The organism is Flavobacterium sp. SLB02 (assembly GCF_009664855.1).
Classification (GTDB): Bacteria; Bacteroidota; Bacteroidia; order Flavobacteriales; family Flavobacteriaceae; genus Flavobacterium.
This window is the reverse complement of record NZ_CP045928.1, coordinates 5,070,977-5,094,603: the sequence shown is the minus strand read 5'-3', so window position 1 is coordinate 5,094,603 and position 23,627 is coordinate 5,070,977. Positions and strand designations below refer to the sequence as shown.

Genomic DNA, 23,627 nt, shown 5'->3' with positions numbered 1-23,627 from the left:
ATTTAAGCTCCGCTAGAAATAGTATATTTACACCTTGATTTTTCATGACATGGCTATTCATAGATTGGATTTAGACGAATTTGACGAAATTGATTATTATTTAATGGCAATTCATACTTCATTAGAAGATTATAGATTGGCCTATTTTATCAATAAAAACCTTCCGATAAACTTAAGTAAGAGCAAAAACGAGATCCATGCTCAGACTAAAGAAGGCGAGGCGAATTTTTCGAGATTCTATTATTATGATGCTGAGAAAACAGTTTCATGGAATTTAATTCAGAATAAAAATGAAATCATTTCAACGAGTAGAAATGATTCCCAGGATTTGTTTTCCAATGAAACAAGTGAGGTTTCAACAACAATTCATTTACTTCCTGAATTCAAAAAAGTAGATTTTTTCCTGAAAATAGAGAATAGCGAAGAGGCTCTCGATTTTTCAGAAATTCAACAACAATTAAATACCATCGAGAGTATTGCAGCTATTTATGCTGTAGATACTGATAAAATAAAATCAAAAAACAATCTAATTTTTTAAAAAAAATGTTAACAAACAAAAAAACCAAAATTGTCGCTACACTTGGTCCTGCATGTGGTACGAGAGAGATCATCAAAGATATGATCGATGCAGGGGTTAATGTGTTTAGAGTTAATTTTTCGCATGCTGATTACGAAGGTGTAAAAGAGAAAATTGATATTATTAGAGGTCTAAACGAAGAGTTTGGTTATACAACTGCGATCCTTGGAGATTTGCAGGGACCAAAACTGAGAGTTGGGGTAATGGAGGAAGGAACTGTTGTTCACGATGGTGATTTAATCACTTTTACAACAGCAGAAGATATTTTAGGAACAGCTTCAAAAGTGTTCATGAAATACCAAAATTTTCCAAATGATGTGAATCCGGGAGAGCGTATTTTGCTTGATGACGGTAAATTGATTTTCGAAATTATTTCTACTGATAAAAAGACAGAAGTCGTTGCTAAAGTAATTCAGGGTGGAGAATTAAAATCTAAAAAAGGAGTTAATCTTCCAAACACTAAAATTTCTTTACCGGCTTTAACTGAAAAAGATATTGCTGATGCTATTTTTGCTATCGAGCAAAAAGTAGACTGGATCGCACTTTCGTTTGTAAAAACACCTCGCGATTTACAAGACTTACAAGAATTGATCGCGAAACATTCAGAATATAAAATTCCGATTGTAGCTAAAATTGAAATGCCGGAGGCTCTTGAGAACATGGATAAAATTGTAGCATATTGCGACGCTTTAATGGTGGCTCGTGGAGATTTAGGAGTTGAACTTCCTGCACACGAAGTACCATTGGTTCAAAAAGATTTGATCCGCAGAGCAAAAATTGCTAGAATTCCCGTTATCGTTGCTACACAAATGATGGAGACAATGATTACAAGTCTTACACCAACAAGAGCAGAAGTAAACGACGTTGCAAACTCTGTAATGGATGGAGCTGATGCTGTAATGTTGTCTGGAGAAACTGCTACAGGAAATTATCCAGTACAAGTTATTCAAAGAATGACACAAATTTGTGAAGCTGTAGAGGATTCTCCGCTAATTCAGGTTCCACAAAATACCCCACAAATTAAAACAAAACGTTTTGTTACTAAAACAGTTTGTCATCAGGCAGCTTTATTGGCTAACGAAATCAAAGCAAAAGCAATTTGTACATTAACAAATAGCGGATATACTGCTTTCCAAGTTTCGGCTTGGAGACCATCTGCACACATTTTGGTATTTACTTCAAACAGAAGAATCTTAACTCAATTGAATTTATTATGGGGAGTAAAATCATACTTCTATGATAAAGACGTAAGTACAGATGATACTGTAACTGATGTAAATAAAATTGCTGTTGAAAAAGGATACGCTACAAAAGGTGATTATTTAATTAATCTTGCCGCTATGCCAATTAAAGATAAAGGAATGGTGAATACCATGAGAGTTTCTGAAATAGAGTAATCTTTATTTTATAATATTAAAAAGCCATTCGATCGAATGGCTTTTTTTTGCTTTAAACTTTTTTGTTTTTTTAGCTCTACAAAGACTTGTGATAAAATTCAAGAGTCTTTTTTTATATGTATTTAGGTTCTAATAAAATTTTTTTGAAGGACTAATGCTAAAAATAAAATTCCAATTTTTTTTTTGAGCTGCTTTACCATTCAATAATTAAGATAAAAGAATAAAATTTCGTCTTGAAATTATTATTCTCCAAGGTTGAAAATTTACAACCATTCAAAATTTGATATCCTTCTTTTAAGTTTTGAAAAAATATATTCAAATAAAAAGTGTTGTTCTAGCGCTTTTTGTTTACCCCCATAAAATCTCAAAAACATAATTTACTAATTAAACGATTTTAGATAGTAAATTTTATAAAATGAAACAATGTCAGGCCGTATAAATGCAATTTCTATCTTTTTTATTGGTTAATTTTGAGATCCTGATATTACACGAGCGATGGGAATGTACACCGGAGCTGGGTTGCGGGAGCATTTCGCGCAGGAAGTTTCATAAAATTAAAAATATGTATCGTGTGGCAGCGGGTTACGGTGATGAAAACATCTCTTTTATGAAAATTTACCCAGCGGAAAAGATAAAGAAGTAGACCTTAATTTTAAATCGTTTGTTTTTTATTCCCGCGTTATGAAGCAGTTTCGAAATGGAAAAGAGATTGCTGACCCGCAATATTTTTTGCTGGATTCTAAAATTAATTTTCCAGATTTAAATAATCTTCCGGCATTTGCTAATTTAAAAGATGTCAACAGTATCGTAAGTCAGTTAGGGGCCGCGCTTCAGTTTGACGGACGAGATAATATTTTTACTCCCGATAAAGGAATAGGGCTGCAGTCCGACTTTTTTTGGTCGGATAAAGCAATAGGCAGTGATTACCAGGCCTGGCGAATAAATTTATCTGCAATAGTTTATTATCCTCTAGCTAAAAAATTAATTGGAGGACTCAGGATCGAAGGAGAACAGGTATTGGGAAGTCCGACTTTTTATCTTCGTCCGGGAATTAACCTAAGAGGAATTCCTGCCGCCCGATATCAGGGTAAAGCCAGTATTGTTACCGAAGGGAATTGAGATGGGATTTGTACAGAAGATGGAGTCTTATGGGATATGGAGGAGTTGCAAGTGCTTTTAACGATTGGGATAAAGCTTTTGCCAAACAGATAGTTTACAGTTAAGGAACAGGTTTTAGATATTTACTGGCCCGAAAATTCAAACTTCGAATGGGAGTTGATGTTGCAAAAGGTAATGAGGAGTGGGCTTATTATGTCGTCTTTGGTAGCAATTGGTTATGATAATTAGAATTTCAATTAGTTAGTTTATATAGCCAAAGTCTCAATAGGTATTAACTGTTGAGACTTTTTGTTTGTATCAGGTTCATACAATAAAAGCTTTATGATTTAGGTTTTAAATAAATTATATCCTTAACTAAAAAAATAGAGTTACCTTTTAACTACAATAATCTAGAGAGCATAGATATGAAAGATATAGCAAAACGTTTTAAAGAAAATCCTTTATTATCGCCATCTGATATACCGGCAAGTCGAGAAGGATTAGAAATTACCTGCCTCCTAAATCCCGGAGTATTTCAGTTTGACAATAAAACCTGGCTGGTCGTAAGAGTTGCCGAAAGACCGCAGCAAAAAGAAAATATGATTTCTTTCCCGATATTAACAGAAAAAGGCGCTATTAAAATCATTGAAATAGCAAAAGATGATCCCGATTTAATAGCCACTGATGCCAGAGTGATCAATTACAAAGGAGTGGATTATTTGACCACATTGTCGCATTTGAGATTATTAAGCAGCGAAGACGGGCTTCATTTTTACGAACCTGAAAATTATCCCCATCTCGTTGGCGAAGGAGTTCTTGAAATTTTTGGGATAGAAGATTGTCGCGTTGCTTTGATCGAAGGAACCTACTATTTAACCTTTACGGCTGTATCAGACAACGGTGTTGGAGTTGGTTTAAGAACCACAACCGACTGGAAAATTTTTAAAAAACACGGTATGATATTGCCGGCACACAATAAAGATTGTGCCATTTTCGAGGAAAAAATAAACGGTTTGTTTTATGCCCTACACCGCCCGAGCAGCGTAGATATTGGCGGTAACTATATATGGTTAGCAACATCTCCGGATGGAACTCATTGGGGAAATCATAAGTGCATTATTAAAACAAGAAAAGGATTCTGGGATAGCAAAAGGGTTGGGGCAGGAGCTGCTCCTATAAAAACAGACAAAGGCTGGCTAGAGATTTATCATGGCGCCAATGAAAATCATCAATACTGTTTAGGAGCTTTTTTAATGGATCCCGAAGATCCTTCAAAAATAATTGCCAGAACCCACGAACCCATTATGGTACCGACTACAGATTATGAATTAAGCGGTTTTTTTGGAAATGTAGTATTTACAAATGGTTATATCATTGAACCTGATGGCGATACCATAACGATTTATTACGGGGCTTCTGATGAATTTGTTTGTGGTGCACAATTTTCAATAAAAGATATTTTTTTACTGCTGAAAATCTAATGCTTTATAAAAAGGGCGAAGTAAATCTCCCGATTGGTTCATTTATTTCTTCCAATACGGTTTAATGATTTTGTTTTCCTTGCGGCTCAAAATTAATAATATTAGGGTTCCTAAAGCACAAAAAGCAATTGCCTGTATCGATCCTTCGGGACCAAATGCTCCACCGGTAATAAATTCCGGACCTTGTATTTTGGCTTCTAACAAACTCTTTGTTTTTTCGTTTCCGGAAGTGATCGCGCCAAAAATCCCTGATTGGGTAAAATTCCACGCAAAATGTAAAGCAATTGGCATCCATAAACTACGGCTGTAAATAAAAGCAGCACCCATCAAAAAACCTGCGGTAGTAATGCATATTCCCGAAATTAAACTACTGTGAGGATTTGCCAGATGCAAAGCACCAAATAGTAGTGACGAAATGGTCAAAGCAATATAGCTCCCCAGTTTTTCTTCCATAATTCTAAATATAATGCCTCGTATCAATATTTCTTCAATAATGGCCACGGTAAACATAAGGGCAAACGGAATCAGGATAAACGAAACGGGGTTGATGTTGATAACGCTGTAACTTCCGTTAAGGTAAATTACTAAAATAGTAAGCGATTGCAGCATAAAACCAATTGAAGTACCAATGATTAGATTTTTTGCAAGACCTTTTGAAGCAAACTCGGTTACGGTTCTTTTGTCATATTTTTTAAAGAAAAGGATATAATTAAAAACGCACGATGCCGAAACAAAAAGACCTTTGAGAAGATTTCGGTAGTCTTTATCGAGAGAAGTTAAACCAAGTAATTTTACCGCAATTTGCTGACCAATAATAACAACCGCCATAAAAGTAAGTAAGGCAAGGATAATTTTGGTTATAGGAGAATTAAAAGTTCTTTGTTTTAAAGTAAGCGTTTCCATTTGATTGTGTTTTTATGATTTATGATGAAGCAAATGTAAATCGCGCCAAAACCAAAAAATAGAATGAAATTTGCCTCCCTTATAATTTTTGAAATTGTTTGGGTAAAAATCCCGTTTGATTTTTGAAGGTTCTTATAAAATGACTTTGATCTGCAAATCCGCATTGAAAACTAATTTCGGTCAAATTAGTTTGGTTAGATTCTATTAGCGAAAGCGAACGGTCTATTTTTATGCGGCGCATATATTCACCTAAAGTACAGCCAAAATATTTAGGGAAATGCTTGGATATCGTGATAGGATTTAAGTTTAAAACCTGAGCCAGATCCTGCAAGTTTGGATTTTCGTTCCAGCAATCATTCAGTAATTCGTTTAAACTCTTTACCCAAAACGGACTTTTTTCGTATTTTTCCATATGTGTGTTAGCATTCGATAATTGTGCAAATAACATGTTGATCGTATCGCCGGAAAAAGGATCAGCCACCATCGATTCTTTAAAAATCTTCAGAATCAAAAATTTGGTAAGCGCAGTATTCCGGATCGATTTTTCGATAATGGCTTCAGAGATTTGAAGTTCTTTCAGCAGGTTTTCTTCTATTTCGATATTGATGTTTTTAGAAGGGAAAAGAGTATCCTGATTAAGATGTAATTCGTCGCTGTGGTAAAATAATAACGAACCCGGACCCACAACCTTAGTGGAGTTTTTTCGTTTTTCGGCCGTTCCGCCTTTCAGGAATAGCGTAATGTGTGCATTATTATGCGAATGCCATCCTTCGTAAACCTTTTGCTGATACTCCGTTTCGACAACCGCAATGCCTTGCTTGTTGTTGAAGCTATTTTTGGTATTACCCAAATATTTTTCTTTTTCGAGTTCGAACATTTTTCAGGATTGTGAGTGGCATTTACACCAGCCAAATTACTACATATTTGTTAAAAGTAAAAATCATTTGTTTTTGATTCTGTTTGAGTTACGGTTTTGCATATTTTGTAAGAGATTATAGCTTAATAAAAATATTTTGTAAATATTAACGGTTAAACCTTAGCTTTTTTGTATAAAATTTAATTGTTTTGTAACAAAAAATAAATTACCACAACTAATTTATTAAATCATTAAATAAATATTATGAATACATTTTCATTCAAATCAGTACTTGCTGCTTCGGTTTTTTTTGTTGGAGCAACCGGCTGTTTTGCACAAGACATTTTAGTGAATTCACTAAAACTGAATGCAAGCGAAAAAAGTAAAGAAAACTTTAAATTCACTGACGTAATCAATTTAGGAACTACTTCTGTAAAACTTCAGGGTTCTTCAGGAACATGTTGGAGTTATTCTACCAACTCTTTCTTAGAGTCAGAAATGATTCGTTTAGGAAAACAACCGGTAGAATTATCTCAGATTTACTCTGCAAGAAACGTTTATGTAGAAAAAGGGGTTAATTATGTACGTATGCACGGAGCTGTTACTTTAGGCGACGGTGGAGCATTACACGATGTGATTAATATGTATAAAAAATACGGAACTGTACCAAGAGAAGTTTACACAGGATTAAACTACGGAACAGATAAAAATAAATTTGGCGAAATGGCAGCGCTTATCGAAGGTGTTTTGACTGCTGTAGTTAAAAACCCTAACGGAGAATTAACGCCAAACTGGAAAAAAGCCTACACTGCAGTTATCGATTCTTATTTAGGAACTGTACCAGAAAACTTTGCCTACAAAGGAAAAAACTACACGCCACAAACTTTTGCTAAAGAAGTAGTGGGAATTAATCCTGATGAGTATGTAGAGATTTCATCGTTTACAACGTCTCCGTATTACCAAAAAACAACTATGATGGTACCAGACAACTGGTCATTTGATCAGGTCTACAACGTAAAAGTAAACGACATGACCGATGTTATCGACAATGCTTTGAAAAAAGGATACACGGTAGCCTGGGCAACTGATGTAAGCGAGAAAAGCTTTAGCTGGAAAAACGGTGTAGCTTATGTGTCAACAAAGAAATTTGATGATATGACTGCCGAAGAAAAAGCAGACATGTTCAACGGACCAAAAGCTGAACCGGAAATTACTCCAGAAATGCGTCAGGCTGCGTTTGATAACTACACTACAACAGACGATCACGGAATGCACATTATAGGTATTGCAAAAGACCAGACCGGAAAAGAATATTACATCGTAAAAAATTCATGGGGAGCAACAAACGACTACAAAGGATACTTGTTTGTGACTAAAAACTTTGTGAAATATAAAACAACCGCTTTGTTACTAAACAAAGGCGGAATTCCAACTGAAATTGCTAAGAAGTTAGGGGTTTAAGTTTATTCCAGATTTTATAATATTAAAAAAGCGCTACAATTAGATTGTGGCGCTTTTTTTGTTGAAATATTGGAAACTAAACTTATATATTACGTTTAAACGTTTTTTTATGGGATTTTATAGGTTTTATAATATAACGAAATAAAATATTAACTATCTTTATATCAGTTATTTATATTGAATGAATAATCTCAAACCATCATGAAAACTTATGGAATACTTTTTATGGTAATTGTGTTTAATTTTTCTTTTAGCTGTTTCGGGCAAAGCAAAGATAATGCTGCCGCCATTACAGCAATTGAGAATGCAACCGTGCGTTCTGATAATTCCTCTAAAGAAAATTTGGTAATTGTAGGCTATTATGTAGAGGAGACCATTAATATGACTTTTGGGAAAAGAATTACCAAATATGAAGTTTCAAAATTAGGCATGGTCAATACTTATGACCTCGGGCCCAATAATACCAGAGTGGTCACTCCAATATATAGAAAATCCAAAGTAAAAAAAGTTGATGTAGCCTTACAGTCGAAAACCTTTATTGATAGCAGCGCTACAGATATCCCGCCAATCAAAGTCGAAGTAATCGCTCCAACCGAAGATCCAAAATATGTAACGATTGATGTAGTCGACACCTATGCGAAAGTTTTAGGCAAAGGCTACAAATCCATAGAGATGCTGACAAAAGTGGCAGACAGGGCTTATTTTGATGGTGATTTGGCTACAGCAGCCAAATACTACGAAGAACTGTTTATTATGAAAACAGATTTAGATGCCATGTATTATTATCGTTACGCAGAATCTCTAAAAGGTATCAATCAAATGGGCAAAGCAAATGAAGCGATGCTATTGTTTGAAAGTAAAAATACTAGCAACAATGTAGTAAAACATAATAAATTGGTGAGGAACTAGAGGTTAATTCTTGAAAAGAATTATGATCATAGGTGTTTGAGCATAGCTCACGGTTTCAATCGTTGGAACGCAATACATCTCTTGATACAATCTTACTGTTGAAACTAAGGGTGTAATTGAAATGTGGTAAAATTTGGATTCAATACAAACATTATAAAACAAAAAAAAGACTATTGTATGATAGTCTTTTTTTTTAAGCTCCCCCTCTTGTCCCGATAGCTATCGGGAGAACCAACCCCGATAGCTATCGGGGTTCTGATTAACAGTTTTGGTTGTATATGTCTTTAAGTTTTAAAATGATATCCGGGTACTTAATAAGATTTTCGATATAGGTTTTGCTTTTTATTTTTTTAATATGGCTTTCAATTTTTAATGCTTGTGGTTTGCTAATATTTATGCGTAATTTTTACTGCTCCTCAGGTTTACGTATTGATCGCGTATTGATTGCGTATTGATCGTCCCTTATACCATAGTTTACTTAACTTTAATACAAAAAAAATACCACTTACATTTCGTAAGTGGTATTTAATAGCTCCCCCTCTTGGGCTCGAACCAAGGACCCTCTGATTAACAGTCAGATGCTCTAACCAACTGAGCTAAGGAGGAATCACCTTAAAGGTAAATATGTTTGCTAAAAAAAGTTGCTCCCCCTCTTGGGCTCGAACCAAGGACCCTCTGATTAACAGTCAGATGCTCTAACCAACTGAGCTAAGGAGGAAGTTGTTGCTCTTTTTAGCGAGTGCAAATATAGATCATTTTTTAGATTCTCAAAAACATTTTTGCACTTTTTATATATTTTTTTTTCTACTTGACAATCGCCTTATAAATATCGTTTCCGTTAGCGAACAAAAGTAGTGTTATAAGTAGAACGAAACCAACGATTTGGGCATTTTCAAGGAATTTATCGCTCGGTTTTCGGCCACTAATTATTTCGTATAATAAAAACATAACATGACCACCATCAAGAGCCGGAATTGGCAATAAATTCATAACTCCAAGCATAATCGACAATAAAGCGGTGATCGACCAGAAAGTTTCCCAGCTCCAAGTGCTAGGGAAAATGTTAAAAATTGCCGCAAAACCACCTACTTGTTTGTATGCTTTTGTTTCAGGATTAAAAATCATTTTAAGCTGTTTTCCGTAACTTACTAATTGATCTTTCCCTTTTGTTAACCCAACCGGAATTGATTCAAAGAAACTATAGTTTTTAGTGCTTACTTTATAGTAGCCTAATTTTTCTAAAGATTCGATATTTAATCCGCCAACACCAACACCTAATTTTCCCTCTTTAGAAACTTTAACCGTAACGGGTACTTGTTTCAAGTCACGTAAAACAACGGCAGGAATTGTTTTTCCTTTATTGCTCTCTAAAATCGTTTTAACCTGATCGTAATATCTTGCATCCTGACCATTTAGAGTCACAATTAAATCTTTTGGCTGTAAGGATGTATTTCCTGATTCCGGAGTAACGCTTGCTATTGCAAAAGGAATTCTCATTCCAACAAGCAATCCTTTTTCATGTTTTGATAATTGATCGGCAAAATCATTCGGAATATTGATCGTTTCTTGCTTTCCGGCTCTTTCGATCAAAACTTGCTTCGCCAGGATAATATTCATGTTTAACTCTTTGTCAAAATTTTCGACTTTTTTGCCGTCAATCGAAATGATTTTGTCTCCGGTTCTAAAACCAGCTTTAATCATCGCTGGATTTTCGATCAAAACACCATCTTTTAAATCAGCATTTGCAACATACATATCGCCATAAGCAAACGCCATACCTATATATATAATAAATGCCAGAATAAAGTTTACTGTAACTCCTCCCAACATAATAATCAAACGTTGCCATGCCGGTTTAGAACGAAATTCCCAAGGTTGAGGTGGCAAAGCCATTTGGTCTTTGTCCATACTTTCGTCGATCATTCCGGAGATTTTTACATAACCTCCAAGTGGTAACCAACCAATTCCGTATTCGGTTTCGCCAATTTTCTTTTTTAATAGAGAATATTTAACATCAAAAAATAAGTAAAATTTTTCGACTCTTGTTTTAAATAATTTTGCAGGGATAAAATGCCCTAATTCGTGAAGAATAATAAGTAAAGATAAACTCAATAGAAATTGAGAGAGTTTGATAACTATATCCATTTTGTATTTTTAGTTCGTAATTTAACGCACAAAAGTAACGTTTTCTGATTTAATTTAGACCGCAAGATAACACTTAAGGTTTTAAATTCTTGTTAATAATTGTTGCATACTTTATAAATTAAGAAATGCTCATTTTGTTTTTCTTTATTAGTAACTCATTTTTAATTAATGTTACAATTGTCTTAATATGAAATATTAAAATTATTATATTGCGTATTATTTTTCTTTCAATAAAAATTTCTGGTTAAAATAATGCCGGAGCTCATTTCTACTAATCTACTAATAAATAATTAAATATGAAAAAATACATTTTTGAAGGCACACAGGAAAACAGAATGTCGATGGTAATTTATTTAATAATAATTTATGTTTTTTCTTTATATTTCCTAGGAAAGATCGTGGGTAAAGCACTTTTTTATTTTAGCCATTACTAGAAAATTATGCAAACTAAAAACAACTACTATATAATTATTAGTGCGGCAATTTTAATGTTTTTTACTATTTATACATTTTAAAAAGGAATTCTTTTGGGGAAGGCTTTGGTGCATTAGAAGGTCCTAAAATTAAATACTAAACTAAAATTAAACTGCTCTTTATATTTAAAGTAAGTTGCTAAAACTTACTTTGAGTAAATATTTGCTTTAAATGTTTGTTAATTAATAAACATTTAGATTTCTCTTTTTACCAAGATGCCGTAACTTTACTTTTTAAACTTTATCATACTCAATTGATATTGTAAAACCATTAAAAGTTACAACATGGCTTCATTATTATTTTCTCCACTTACTATAAAAAAAATCACTTTAAAAAATAGAATCGTTATTTCGCCAATGTGTCAATATTCAGCAATTGACGGATTTGCAAAAGATTGGCATTTAGTTCACTTAGGTAGTCGTGCCAGTGGCGGAGTAGGACTGATTATTCAGGAAGCAACAGCAGTTTCTCCCGAAGCCAGAATTTCTCCATCTGACTTAGGAATTTGGAAAGACGAACATATCGAGAAACTAAAAACAATCAACGCATTTATAGTTTCTCAAAATTCGATTCCCGGAATTCAATTGGCACATGCTGGACGAAAAGCAAGTGTTTCGGCTCCTTGGGAAGGCAATAAAAAATTAGATTTCGATCAGGGCGGATGGCAAACAGTTTCTGCGAGCGCGATTCCGTATCATGATGGAGAACCATTTCTTCCTGAAGCTTTAGACCAAAACGGAATCCAGAAAGTAATTTCAGATTTTAAAGCTGCGACAAAAAGAGCGGTTCAGGCTGGTTATCAGGTAATGGAAGTTCACGGAGCGCACGGTTATTTATTGCACCAGTTTTTATCCCCTTTAACGAATGTGAGAACTGATCAATATGGAGGAAGTTTCGAAAACAGAATCCGTTTTACCTTAGAGATTGTAGCAGCTGTACAATCAGAATGGCCATCAGATTTGCCTTTATTCGTTAGAATTTCAGCGACAGACTGGGCAGAAGGAGGATGGAATCCCGAAGAATCAGTAAAACTTTCTAAAATCTTAAAAGAAAAAGGAGTAGATTTAATTGATGTTTCATCAGGCGGATTGGTATCACACCAAAAAATTGAATTAAAACAGGGTTATCAGGTTCAGTTTGCAGAAAAAGTAAAGAAAGAAGCAGCTGTTTTAACTGGAGCCGTAGGTTTAATTACCGAAGCACATCAAGCCGAAGCAATTCTGGAAAGCAATCAGGCCGATGTAGTTTTATTCGCCAGAGAATCCCTTAGAAATTCTAACTTACCTTTAGATTTCGCCAGAGAATTAAACGACGATATTCAATGGCCAAAACAATACGAACGCGCTAAGATTAAATAAAATTTATTGCCACAGATTGCACAGATTAGATTGATTTTAAAAAGAATGTTGCCACAAATTGCACTAATTCCCACTAATTTATTAAGTTTTTAAACGCAAGGATTTGTGAAAATTAGTGCAATTCGTGGCAAAAAAAATAATTTTAATCAAATTAATCTGTGGTAGAAAAAAACTAAATACCATACAAAATGCAAAAAATAAAAACAGCACTATTATCATACGGAATGTCAGGAAAAGTCTTTCATGCTCCGTTTTTAAATATTCACCCCGGATTTGAACTTTTAGGATCTTGGGAAAGAAGCAAAAAACTCATTCAGGAAGATTATCCAACAGTAAAAAGCTATCCTTCGATAGACGATTTATTAGCAGACGATGTCGATTTGGTAATTGTAAATACACCGGTTGGAACCCATTTCGAATATGCTAAAAAAGTTTTATTGGCAGGAAAACACGCTGTTGTCGAAAAAGCATTTACAACAACAGTTGCCGAAGCCGAAGAATTGGCTGCAATCGCCAAAGAAAAGGGACTGAAATTGGCCGTTTTCCAAAACAGAAGATGGGATAGTGATTTTAAAACCGTTCAAAAAGTAATCAAAGAAGGAGTTTTGGGAGATTTGGTCGAAGCCGAATTTCATTTTGACAGATACAATCCTTTGCTAAGTGCCAAAGCACATAAAGAAACCGTAAACGATGGAGCAGGAATCCTGAAAGATTTAGGCCCACATTTAATCGATCAGGCCGTTTGTTTATTTGGTTCACCAAAATCGGTTTTTGGAGATATTCGCTATACCAGAGAAAATTCGTTGGTCGATGACTGGATCGATTTATTATTGATTTATGAAGATTTCAGAGTACGACTAAAAGCAAGTTTCTTTGTTAGAGAAGCCAATCCTGCGTATACCATTCACGGTAAAGAAGGATCTTTTCTTAAACCAAGAGGAGATGTTCAGGAAGATGAATTAAAATTGGGTAAAAAACCAAACTTAGAATCCTGGGGAGTAGAATCTGAAACACTACAAGGATTATTGCATAATGAAGTTGACGGAAAAGAAATACGTGAAAAGATCCCAACACTTCAGGGGAATTATTTCTCCTTTTTTGATGGTGTTTATGAATCAATTGCAAATAACAAAACAGAACCCGTTACAGCACAAGATGGTGTAAAAGTGATGCAAATTATAGAAGCAGCAATCGCAAGTCATGCACAGCAAAAGGTAATTAATTTGTAGATAAAGTTAGCCCACAGGTTTTACGTATTTTACGGATTGACGCAGATTTTTTATTAATCCTTTTAATCTGTGAAATCTGTGGCAAAAAAATAAAATGACCTTGTTGTTTGAAACTTAAGACACACTGCATTGCACCACTACAGAAAACCTAAAAAAAATCTGTGAAAACCCATGTGATCTTTAAAATCCGTGGGCAAAAATCCGGACTACTCTACGTCCCTATAAAAAACCTTTGTCCCTTTGCACCTATGCCCCTTTATAAAAATTTATAAACATACAACGTTATAAATTCACGAACTAGTAAGGTTTTATAGTCTATAAAGTAGCTTTTTAGTACTTTTATGCTAGAATCCAAAAATATATCACTTTGATCAGTTTCAATCCATTATCATTATTCCAAACCAAAGGAAAAATCAAGAAAGTTTACAGAGAAGCAAAAGCCTCTTATTTAAACCGCATTCGTTTTGCTGTGGGAATGTTTTATTTTGGGATGGGATTAAGTTTTGCAACCTGGGCAAGTAGAATTCCTGACATAAAAACCGCTTTACATTTAACCGAAGGTGATTTGGGTTCGATTCTTTTTGCTCTGCCAATGGGTCAGTTGGTCATCATGCCTTTTTCGGGAAAAATGGTGACTAAGTTTGGTAGTCATCGAATATTGGTTTTCTCATTAATAATGTATGTTTTGTGCCTGGCTAATTTAGGTTTGGCAACATCAGCATTGCAATTATCATTAGGATTATTTCTATTTGGAATTTTTGGAAATTTAGCCAACATAGCCGTTAATACACAAGGCGTGTATACCGAAGTGCTTTTCAAAAAAACAATCATGTCCTCTTTTCATGGTATGTGGAGTTTTGCCGGATTCACCGGAGCTTTGGTAGGTTTAGGAATGTTGACTTTAAAACTCACACCATTTCATCATTTTTTGGTTGTGGGCGCAATTGTACTTTTAATGGTAGCCTTCAATTTTAAATTTTTGGTCAGAGCCAAAGAAAAAATAAAAAATAAAACAGCCGAAAAGAAAAAGCTATTTGTAAAACCCGACAGCTCTTTACTTTGGCTCGGCGTAATTGGCTTTTGCAGTATGGCGAGCGAAGGTGTAATGTTCGACTGGAGCGGAGTTTACTTTAAAGATATTGTACAAGCTCCGGGACCTTTGGTGATTTTAGGATATACTTCCTTCATGATCATGATGGCTAGCGGACGATTTTTAGGTGATGGTCTCATCAATAAGTTTGGACGTGAACGCGTGATGCAAATTAGCGGCGTCATGATTTCTGTTGGGCTTTTTACCGCAGTTTTTCTTCCTTATATTATTCCTTGTACCATTGCTTTTATGCTTGTAGGATTAGGAGTTGCTACCATTGTGCCTACCGTTTATAGTATGGCAGGAAAAAATCCAACCGTTCCTCCCGGAGAGGCCTTAACGATTGTTTCGAGTGTAAGTTTCTTAGGTTTTTTGATGGGACCTCCCGTAATTGGACATATCGCTCAGAATTTCGGACTTCAGTTTTCCTTTGCCTTTATCGGAATCTTTGGTGTTCTGATCGCCTTTATGGTTTCTAAAATTAGAACTACTGAAGCATAATTTTTTCAGGAGCTAATCCCGCACCCGAGCCTGAAAGTGCGAACTGGCGAAGGAATCTGTTAGAATCTTTGTGGCTCCCGATAGATATGGGGACCGCCACAAAAGGATTTCCACTTCTATCGGGCTAGGACAATCATTTTCATAACAATATTTGCGTTTAATTTGGCATACAGAAATGACATACAATAAGCAAAAATCATTTTAATCTGTATAATCTGTGGCTCAAATAAAATATCGAAATTTCATGCGACTTTACAGAGATTAATTAATGAGTAAAAAGCAGTTATTTATAAGAAAATTACTTTGTTATTGTTTTTTATTTATATTTGAAGTTCGAAATTAAGTTTCGTATTTATCGAAAGTCTTTTCCAAAGACCAATTTTATCTTTTGATGTAAGGATTGAAAGTTTTGAAAATCAAAACGACTCAATCTGAAAACTATTTATCAAAGTAAATTGGGTTTTTCATGGGAAAGAAATACATGGTGCTTTTTATTTTATTGTCTTTTAGTTTTGCATTTGCACAGCAAGAAACTACTTTCTCGGGAATAGTAATCGATGCAAAAACACAAAGCCCTCTTGAAAATGTTGAGGTAAGCATCCCGAATTCTTCGATCACACAACTTACCAATACAAACGGAAAATTCGAATTGCATTCTGCTATAAAAGGAGAACAATTATTAATACTGCGTAGTCAGAGATATAAAGATTTACTTTTAAAGATAAATTCAAATCGGGAGCAAACCGTCAATCTTGGAATACTACAATTAGAAGATAATTTTTCAGATGATGTTCCTGCAACGTTAATCACATTATTAGACAGCGATTTATCAGATGATAATAGCTCGTCAGAAATGACTTCAGGACTTTTACAATCTTCAAAAGATGTTTTTATGCAGACTTCAGCCTTCAATTGGGGTCAGGCCCGATTTAGGGTTCGGGGTCTGGACAGCGAAAACGGAACAATGATGCTCAATGGAATGGTCTTAAAGTCGACTCACTCTTAAATGCTTTAGAGGTGTATATCTCAACTAATTTTGACGGATCAAATGTCACAAAGGCAAAATGGACAAAATTAGAAGCAAATTTACCTTCATTGTCAACGTCAACAAGGCAATTTATAAGCTCCGGCGGAATAGATTTATCTGCATATTCAGGAAATATTCATATTGCATTCAAATACATAGGTTCAGGGAAGGATAAAACGTTGAATGAAGCTTTTATGGTTGATGATGTTAAAATTTTTGGAGAAAAGTAAGGTGTTCAATTTTAAAAATAAAATTAAAGTCCTGATTTTTAAGCGATAATTTAATTGTGTGTTGTTTTTAAGTTTTAAACTGTTAAAATTTAATTGAATTTTGTATTTTGGCCATTCCAAATCAATACAAATACCACATGAAAACCTACTTTATCGCCATCATGATGATGGTTTTTCCATGCTTGTTGCACAGTCAGGATCAAAATGCTCCTGTTAGATTAAAGCAAATTAACATTGTAAAAACAAATTACCAAAACTCGAAGGATGGTGAAATTGTAAACAAAACAGTTGTTTTTAAAGACGGTAAAATACAAACCATCACCACATCAGATGTTGTTCAGCATTTTTTTTATAACACTAAAGGATTGTTGGATAAAACTGTAAAAGACAAAGTGGGAAGCGAATGGAAAGAAGTCGTGAATTACTCTTATGATGCAGATAATAACATTACAAAATTCGTTAAAAAATATCAGGAAGGTAATGACTATATTACCAAAACAGTAACTTTTGGCTACGAGGGAGCAAGAGTAAAAGTAATTACCAAAAAAAGTACGAATCACCAAAATATTGTTGATGATGTAGAATATATTGTAGAGAACGGTATAATTGTAAGACGTACTACGAGAGACAGAAACAAAGCAATAATTGGTAAAATTGAATATGTTTATATTAATGATAATGTTGCTAAACATAAAGGTCTCGTAGGGGATAAAATATCTAAAACGTATACTTTTGATGATAAAAAATCAGTAGATCAATTAATTGTTCAGAGCTTGTTTGGTGATAATTATAAAGTAATTGTACCCATGATTTCGTATCACGAAGAAGAGTTTAGTTTTGAAGCAATATCCTATAACAACGAAATGAATTTTAGTCCATCTTCAACAGTTTTAGTTGGTGTGAGCAGAAAATTCAAATACAATAAATTAAACTATCCAATCTCCTGTTCTCAGATTGAAGAAAACGGAATTGTAAAAACAGAAAAAACTTTTATTTACGAATAAATATAAACTTTTCAATTTAGTTAAAACCATCTGGAAATTAAGTCTGTTCTTAATTTTTAGATGGTTTGCCTTTTTATAGAAACACTAATTTCCCAAATAGAACTTAAAAACGGAATTCTATAAGCATTAGTACCTTACAAATCATTAAATTTGCACCTTATTCAAAGCTATGTTAGAAAAAGAAATTATAAATTTTGAGAAAACGGCCATTGTTGGTATTGTGACTCAAAATCAAAGTGAAGAAAAACTTAACGAATATCTTGATGAATTAGAGTTTTTGACATTTACCGCAGGAGGTGAAGTTATTAAACGCTTTTCTCAAAAAATGGAACGCCCAAATCCTAAGACTTTTGTTGGAACAGGGAAAATTGAAGAAATCAATCTTTTTGTAAAAGAAAACGACATATCGACTTTAATCTTTGATGATGAATTATCACCATCGCAACAAAAGAATATCTCTAAAATTATAGATTGTAAAATCTTAGACAGAACACACCTTATTCTGGATATTTTTGCGCAAAGAGCCGAAACATCGTATGCAAGAACGCAGGTAGAGCTGGCGCAATGTCAGTATTTATTGCCTAGACTTTCTGGTATGTGGACTCACCTTGAGCGTCAAAAAGGAGGAATTGGAATGCGTGGACCCGGAGAAACCGAGATTGAAACAGACAGACGTATTGTTCGTGATCGTATTTCGCTCTTAAAAGAAAAAATAAAAACAATTGACAAACAAATGGGCGTGCAGCGCAGTAATCGTGGTGCAATGGTTCGTGTGGCTCTTGTGGGGTATACCAATGTTGGGAAATCGACATTGATGAATGCGGTAGGTAAAAGTGATGTTTTTGTTGAGAATAAATTATTCGCAACCCTGGATACCACAGTTAGAAAAGTAGTGATTAAAAACTTACCTTTCTTATTGTCGGATACTGTAGGTTTTATTAGAAAATTACCAACTCAATTGGTAGATTCTTTTAAAAGTACCTTAGATGAGGTTCGCGAGGCCGATTTACTTTTGCATGTTGTAGATATTTCGCATCCTGATTTTGAGGATCATATCGAATCTGTAAATCAAACGTTGTTAGAAATCAAGAGTAATGATAAACCAACGATTATGGTTTTTAATAAAATTGATGCTTACAAGCATTTGACAATTGATGAAGATGATTTGATTACTGAAAAAACAAGAAGACATTACACACTTGAGGAATGGAAACAAACCTGGATGAGTAATGTTGGTCAGAATAAAGCATTGTTTATTTCGGCTACACAAAAAGAAAATTTTGAAGAATTTAGAGAAATAGTTTACGAAGCAGTTCGTCAAATACATATCACGAGATTTCCTTATAATAAATTTTTGTATCCGGATTATAAAGATGCAATTGAAAAAGAAGAAGATTCCGAAGATCAGGAATAAATTATTTTACCGCAAAGAGCGCAAGATTTTATAGTAAATACCTAAGGAAAACACAAAGTTCGCAAAGCTAAATCTATATAGCTTTGCGAACTTTTTTTTTTAGTTTTATGTTCTTAAGGATTAATTTAGCTAAGATACAGAAGTCCATAATATAAACTTTGTGTCCTTGCGGCTTTGCGAGATTATTTCAGCCCGGTAAAAAAATCCTTGCGTTCTTTGCGGTAAAATATGTTTTAAATTAGAATCCGAAATTAATCCCTAAACCAAATACTTCTCTGGTTTGAAAACCTTTAAAAGCATTATCATCATAAATAGCCTGGAACGATAAATTGGCAGATAAAAACTTGTTCACTTTCATGATAATATTCAAAGAGTAATTGATATCTACGTTTTGTGGATCTTCTAAGTAATTAGAATATAAATTCAAAGTATTTTCAGCAGTTACATTGGTCATGATCGCCAATTTGTAATAAACAGATGCATAGAAACCTAATTCGTAACGCATCGTTTTGTTAGCATCGACACCAAAATAAGAACCATCAACATAAGGTAATCCGGTAGACTGATCAATTTCTGATGTGTAAGCCCCATCTACAAAGGTAAATTTAGAGGTTAAAGGCGCAAAGTTGATTTTTAGATTATCATCTTTTGTCCAATAAATACCAGGACCAGTAGTAAGATAACCCGGAGACATAAATTTGGTGTTTTCAGTTCTAATTTCCTTTCCGTTTTCATCCTTGCCATACAAGTAACCGGTTGAAAATTGAGTTCTGAAATTTAAGAAATAAGAATAATACCATTCGCCAAAAGCTCTCTTTCCCAGGATTGAATTGAATTCAAGACGGTCATCAGTCTTTTTTTCGTAGTCGGCATTTTTAGTTTGTAAAAGTCCGTAAGAAGCCAAAACTTTATTATCCCAGGTAAGATCGTCTTTCTTATAGTTGAAATCGTAGTTGATTCCTAAAGTTCCCGAAAAGCTATCTTCACCTCCTGCAATCCAGTTATTAAAGCTTGATTGATTTAGTAAAAGAGAAACTGTTCCTTTGGCTTTCCAGCCTTCTCCCTCGATAGTATCATTTATTTTCTTTACTGCTTTTTCAGTGTTTTGGATCAATTCTTTTTCAGAATTTTGGGCTTGAACAAAAGTTAAGTTCGCTAAAATAAAAAGTAATAACGTTAGCTTTCTCATGGTATATAGTTTAAATGTGTAAGAACAAATATACTAAAAAACCGTTAAAAGGTAGGGTATTGTTGATTGTAAAAGAAAGTTATTTCTTAGAATCTTTGTATAAAGGTACTGCTGAGCAAGCTTCGCCGTACATAATACTTCTTGCAAAAGGTTGTAGATAAGTTGCGGCTAAAATATAAGCACGCGTTGGTACGGGCTTTTTCGAACATCCCTTTACAATAACAGGTTTGTTTTTGTATTCAGAATAATCAAGTTTACTTAGAATCTCTTCATACAAACTTGCGTCTAAATCTTCAATAGTTCCGTTGACTACTTTTTTGGCATAAGGTGCCAATTGAATCGCTACCAAAATAGACGACCAGGCAGGAACAATAGCATCTGTACTACAGTTTATAGCCACATATTGATCTTGATATTGCGACCAATCGTGATTTTTTAGGTGCTCTCTAAAGTCTTTTTCTTTTAATAAAAAACCTTCTAAAAGCCATTGTGAAATGTCAATTTGCATACGCGCTCCTTTTGGATAATAATCCTCAAGATCAAAAACTTCTAAGGCACTATTGGCAACTTTATTGATGATTTCTTCCATTTTCTCTAGTTTGCAGTTTACAGTCTCAGTCACAGTTAAATACTGAAAACTGAGACTAAGAACTGTACTTTTTTTAAAGCATTCCTAATTCTAATTTTGCTTCTTCGCTCATTAAATCCTTGCTCCATGGCGGATCGAAAGTAATTTCAACATCAACATCTTTTATGTTTTCGATGGTTTTTACTTTTTCTTCTACTTCTCTTGGTAAACTTTCCGCAACCGGACAGTTAGGAGATGTTAATGTCATCAGGATTTTTACTTCGTAATCTGTATTTACCATTACATCATAAATCAATCCTAATTCGTAAATATCTACAGGAATCTCCGGATCGTAAATGCTTTTTAAAACTTTTACAATTGATTCTCCTAATTCGTTTGTGTCTATTTCTTGTTCCATTTTTTTGTTTTGTTTTTTTTCACCATATAAGTGATGTAAGTTCATTTAAACAGCAAGTGTTTTTTTTCTTACCATTAAGATATTAAGAAAATTAAGTTCTATTTCTTATGAAACTTAATATCTTAATGGTTCAAATTAAAAACATTATGTTTGAAAATTTTAATTTCTGTTTTTAGCATCAAAAGCCAAAGCGTACATTTTGATGTTTTTAATCATCGAAACCAATCCGTTGGCGCGGGTGGCAGACAGATGTTCTTTTAAACCAATTTCATCAATAAATTCAGTATCAGCTTTTATAATGTCTTCTGCTTTTTGATTAGAGAATGCACGAATTAAAATAGCGATAATTCCTTTGGTCAAAATAGCATCACTATCAGCGGTAAAGACAATTTTATCGTCTTTTTGTTCGCCTTGTAACCAAACTTTCGATTGGCAGCCTTTGATTAAATTCTCTTCTGTTTTGTATTCTTCTTTGATCAACGGAAGACTTTTTCCTAATTCGATGATGTACTCATAACGTTGCATCCAATCGTCGAACATCGAAAATTCGTCTATTATTTCGTTTTGTATTTCTTTTATTGTCATAATTATTCTTTCGTGAAATCTACCAGCAAATTTACCAATTTTTCTATTTCCTTTGGAGGGTAACCATTGTCGAAACCTGCAGTTTCGTAGATTTTCTGATTCTGAACTATCTTTAAATTTCCAATTGCAGCACCATCGTAAAAACGTTTTTCAGTAGGTCCTTTTAATGTTGGAATACTTTCTAAATTAATTTTCGAAAACTCTGCTACAATCTCTTTCCATTTAGCATCGCTTATTTTAGTTTCTACAGGTTGCGTGTTTTTACCATTGGTAACTGTAACCGTTTTATTTTGAACTACTATCAATTTGTAAAGGCCTCTTGAAACAGCAGAATATTCGATTTGTGTTGATGTCATATCGCTGGTTTTTTGGCTTGAGCAACTTGTTCCAATGAAAATCGTTAAGAGCAATAAAGATAGTATTCGCATAATTTTTTTAGCTTAACATGGTTTTTGCTTTCTTCACCGCTTCAACCATTACATCAATTTCTTCTATTGTATTGTAAAAAGAAAATGAAGCACGGATCGTTCCGGGAATGCAGAAAAAGTTCATGATGGGTTGTGCACAATGATGTCCGGTTCTAACGGCAATTCCTAATTTATCGATAATAGAACCAATATCGTAAGGATGAATTCCATTTATATTAAACGAAACTACAGAAGCTTTATTTTTTCCGGTTCCGTAAATTTTCAAACCTTCAATTTCTAAAAGACGCTTTGTAGCATGCTCCAGTAATTTTTCTTCTTGTTTTTGAATGTTGTGAAAACCAATATGATTTAAATAATCAACAGCAGTTCCTAAAACAATTCCGCCGGCAATGTTTGGAGTTCCGGCTTCAAATTTATGAGGAAGATCAGCATAAGTTGTTTTTTCGAAAGTAACTTCCTTGATCATTTCGCCACCACCCTGATAAGGAGGTAATTTGTTTAACCATTCTTCTTTTCCGTATAAAATCCCGGTTCCGGTTGGACCGCACATTTTATGGCCGGAAAAAGCATAAAAATCACAATCTAAATCCTGAACATCCGGTTTTAAATGCGGAACAGCTTGTGCGCCATCGATCAAAACTGCAGCGCCAACAGCGTGTGCTTTTTCGATCATGTATTTGATAGGATTGATGATTCCTAATGCATTCGAAATATGATTGACCGTAACCACTTTAGTTTTTTCTGAAAGTAAAGCGTCAAAAGCCTCCATAATCAGTTCACCGTCTTCGTTCATTGGGATCACTCTAAGAGTTGCTCCGGTTTTCTCGCATAACATTTGCCAAGGTACAATATTACTATGATGTTCTAAAGAGGAAACTACTACTTCGTCACCAGGTTGTAATATAGAAGCAAAACCGTTGGTTACTAAATTGATTCCGTGCGTTGTTCCGGAAGTAAAAAGTACTTCGTGCGAAAACTTAGCATTGATATGATGTTGGATTTTTACTCTTGAAATTTCGTAAGCATCAGTTGCCAATTGACTTAGTGTGTGAACACCACGGTGAATATTGGCATTTATTTCCTGATAATATGTCGCGATCGCATCGATCACAATTTGTGGTTTTTGTGAGGTTGCTCCGTTATCGAAATATACCAATGGTTTTCCGTTTACTTTTTCCGAAAGTATCGGAAAATCAGCTCTTATTTTTTGGATGTCTAACATGTCTTATTTAGAAAAATTCTATCTACAAAAGTACTAAAACTAAATTGGTTTATCGATCAAAAC

Annotated in this window: 22 protein-coding genes and 2 tRNA genes; 13 read left to right on the top strand and 11 right to left on the bottom strand. The window is 34.2% G+C overall.

Annotated features, from left to right (window positions below):
* Window positions 1-49 precede the first annotated feature (49 nt).
* The 4 genes from GIY83_RS19100 to GIY83_RS19085 all read left to right on the top strand — a co-directional run bounded on the left by GIY83_RS19100 (window position 50) and on the right by GIY83_RS19085 (window position 4,553).
* Window positions 50-538, top strand: coding sequence for an IPExxxVDY family protein (locus GIY83_RS19100; RefSeq protein ID WP_065451664.1), 489 nt, complete (start codon window positions 50-52; stop codon window positions 536-538).
* 5 nt (window positions 539-543) lie between these two features.
* Complete coding sequence (gene pyk, locus GIY83_RS19095) at window positions 544-1,974, top strand: pyruvate kinase (protein ID WP_194615130.1); 1,431 nt, start codon at window positions 544-546, stop codon at window positions 1,972-1,974.
* A gap of 681 nt (window positions 1,975-2,655) precedes the next feature.
* The gene (locus GIY83_RS24980; protein ID WP_229029139.1) at window positions 2,656-3,093 is read left to right on the top strand and encodes a BamA/TamA family outer membrane protein; all 438 of its coding nucleotides are present in this window, start codon (window positions 2,656-2,658) and stop codon (window positions 3,091-3,093) included.
* A gap of 404 nt (window positions 3,094-3,497) precedes the next feature.
* On the top strand, window positions 3,498-4,553 hold the full coding sequence (locus GIY83_RS19085; protein ID WP_208682900.1) for a glycoside hydrolase family 130 protein: 1,056 nt from the start codon (window positions 3,498-3,500) through the stop codon (window positions 4,551-4,553).
* Between the two features lie 42 nt (window positions 4,554-4,595).
* On the opposite strand, the gene GIY83_RS19080 is transcribed toward GIY83_RS19085, so the two are convergent.
* Together GIY83_RS19080 and GIY83_RS19075 are read right to left on the bottom strand one after the other, a co-directional pair.
* The gene (locus GIY83_RS19080; protein WP_208682899.1) at window positions 4,596-5,456 is read right to left on the bottom strand and encodes a CPBP family intramembrane glutamic endopeptidase; all 861 of its coding nucleotides are present in this window, start codon (window positions 5,454-5,456) and stop codon (window positions 4,596-4,598) included.
* 79 nt (window positions 5,457-5,535) lie between these two features.
* On the bottom strand, window positions 5,536-6,333 hold the full coding sequence (locus GIY83_RS19075; RefSeq protein ID WP_208682897.1) for an AraC family transcriptional regulator: 798 nt from the start codon (window positions 6,331-6,333) through the stop codon (window positions 5,536-5,538).
* 243 nt (window positions 6,334-6,576) lie between these two features.
* Here GIY83_RS19075 and GIY83_RS19070 point away from each other — a divergent pair, with 243 nt between their 5' ends.
* Both GIY83_RS19070 and GIY83_RS19065 read left to right on the top strand, forming a co-directional pair.
* Window positions 6,577-7,773 (top strand): aminopeptidase C, encoded by a 1,197-nt coding sequence (locus GIY83_RS19070; protein WP_194615134.1) that lies wholly within the window; start codon window positions 6,577-6,579, stop codon window positions 7,771-7,773.
* Between the two features lie 201 nt (window positions 7,774-7,974).
* Window positions 7,975-8,682 carry a hypothetical protein gene (locus tag GIY83_RS19065; RefSeq protein ID WP_208682896.1) on the top strand — a complete coding sequence of 236 codons (708 nt, stop codon included), beginning with the start codon at window positions 7,975-7,977 and terminating at the stop codon, window positions 8,680-8,682.
* 532 nt (window positions 8,683-9,214) lie between these two features.
* On the opposite strand, the gene GIY83_RS19060 is transcribed toward GIY83_RS19065, so the two are convergent.
* The 3 genes from GIY83_RS19060 to rseP form a co-directional block, all read right to left on the bottom strand.
* Window positions 9,215-9,288: transfer RNA gene (locus GIY83_RS19060), tRNA-Asn, on the bottom strand.
* 38 nt (window positions 9,289-9,326) lie between these two features.
* Window positions 9,327-9,400, bottom strand: a tRNA-Asn gene (locus GIY83_RS19055).
* An 86-nt stretch (window positions 9,401-9,486) separates the two neighbouring features.
* Window positions 9,487-10,827, bottom strand: coding sequence for an RIP metalloprotease RseP (gene rseP, locus GIY83_RS19050; RefSeq protein ID WP_208682894.1), 1,341 nt, complete (start codon window positions 10,825-10,827; stop codon window positions 9,487-9,489).
* 758 nt (window positions 10,828-11,585) lie between these two features.
* Between rseP and GIY83_RS19045 the strand changes: the two genes are divergently transcribed.
* The 7 genes from GIY83_RS19045 (at window position 11,586) to hflX (ending at window position 19,154) form a co-directional block, all read left to right on the top strand.
* Window positions 11,586-12,659, top strand: coding sequence for an NADH:flavin oxidoreductase/NADH oxidase (locus GIY83_RS19045; RefSeq protein ID WP_208682892.1), 1,074 nt, complete (start codon window positions 11,586-11,588; stop codon window positions 12,657-12,659).
* 188 nt (window positions 12,660-12,847) lie between these two features.
* Window positions 12,848-13,888 (top strand): Gfo/Idh/MocA family oxidoreductase, encoded by a 1,041-nt coding sequence (locus tag GIY83_RS19040; RefSeq protein ID WP_208682891.1) that lies wholly within the window; start codon window positions 12,848-12,850, stop codon window positions 13,886-13,888.
* A 367-nt stretch (window positions 13,889-14,255) separates the two neighbouring features.
* Complete coding sequence (locus GIY83_RS19035; protein ID WP_208682889.1) at window positions 14,256-15,479, top strand: MFS transporter; 1,224 nt, start codon at window positions 14,256-14,258, stop codon at window positions 15,477-15,479.
* A gap of 466 nt (window positions 15,480-15,945) precedes the next feature.
* Window positions 15,946-16,485 (top strand): carboxypeptidase-like regulatory domain-containing protein, encoded by a 540-nt coding sequence (locus GIY83_RS19030; RefSeq protein WP_208682887.1) that lies wholly within the window; start codon window positions 15,946-15,948, stop codon window positions 16,483-16,485.
* A gap of 11 nt (window positions 16,486-16,496) precedes the next feature.
* Complete coding sequence (locus GIY83_RS19025) at window positions 16,497-16,736, top strand: choice-of-anchor J domain-containing protein (protein ID WP_229029138.1); 240 nt, start codon at window positions 16,497-16,499, stop codon at window positions 16,734-16,736.
* Between the two features lie 137 nt (window positions 16,737-16,873).
* Window positions 16,874-17,740 (top strand): hypothetical protein, encoded by an 867-nt coding sequence (locus GIY83_RS19020; protein WP_194615140.1) that lies wholly within the window; start codon window positions 16,874-16,876, stop codon window positions 17,738-17,740.
* Window positions 17,741-17,909: 169 nt separating this feature from the next.
* Entirely contained in the window at window positions 17,910-19,154 is a 1,245-nt protein-coding gene (gene hflX / locus GIY83_RS19015; RefSeq protein ID WP_173970727.1) for a GTPase HflX, read from the top strand.
* Window positions 19,155-19,392: 238 nt separating this feature from the next.
* Here hflX and GIY83_RS19010 read toward each other — a convergent pair whose 3' ends face one another.
* The 6 genes from GIY83_RS19010 to GIY83_RS18985 all read right to left on the bottom strand — a co-directional run bounded on the left by GIY83_RS19010 (window position 19,393) and on the right by GIY83_RS18985 (window position 23,564).
* A complete protein-coding gene (locus GIY83_RS19010; RefSeq protein WP_194615141.1) occupies window positions 19,393-20,343 on the bottom strand; it encodes a DUF3078 domain-containing protein in 951 nt (316 codons plus the stop codon).
* Window positions 20,344-20,422: 79 nt separating this feature from the next.
* The gene (locus GIY83_RS19005) at window positions 20,423-20,932 is read right to left on the bottom strand and encodes a DUF2480 family protein (RefSeq protein WP_208682885.1); all 510 of its coding nucleotides are present in this window, start codon (window positions 20,930-20,932) and stop codon (window positions 20,423-20,425) included.
* 73 nt (window positions 20,933-21,005) lie between these two features.
* Window positions 21,006-21,329 (bottom strand): SUF system Fe-S cluster assembly protein, encoded by a 324-nt coding sequence (locus GIY83_RS19000; RefSeq protein ID WP_055097577.1) that lies wholly within the window; start codon window positions 21,327-21,329, stop codon window positions 21,006-21,008.
* A gap of 159 nt (window positions 21,330-21,488) precedes the next feature.
* The gene (locus GIY83_RS18995; RefSeq protein WP_194615143.1) at window positions 21,489-21,914 is read right to left on the bottom strand and encodes a SufE family protein; all 426 of its coding nucleotides are present in this window, start codon (window positions 21,912-21,914) and stop codon (window positions 21,489-21,491) included.
* A 2-nt stretch (window positions 21,915-21,916) separates the two neighbouring features.
* Complete coding sequence (locus GIY83_RS18990) at window positions 21,917-22,270, bottom strand: hypothetical protein (RefSeq protein ID WP_229029137.1); 354 nt, start codon at window positions 22,268-22,270, stop codon at window positions 21,917-21,919.
* Window positions 22,271-22,349: 79 nt separating this feature from the next.
* On the bottom strand, window positions 22,350-23,564 hold the full coding sequence (locus GIY83_RS18985) for an aminotransferase class V-fold PLP-dependent enzyme (protein ID WP_194615145.1): 1,215 nt from the start codon (window positions 23,562-23,564) through the stop codon (window positions 22,350-22,352).
* Window positions 23,565-23,627: the final 63 nt, after the last annotated feature.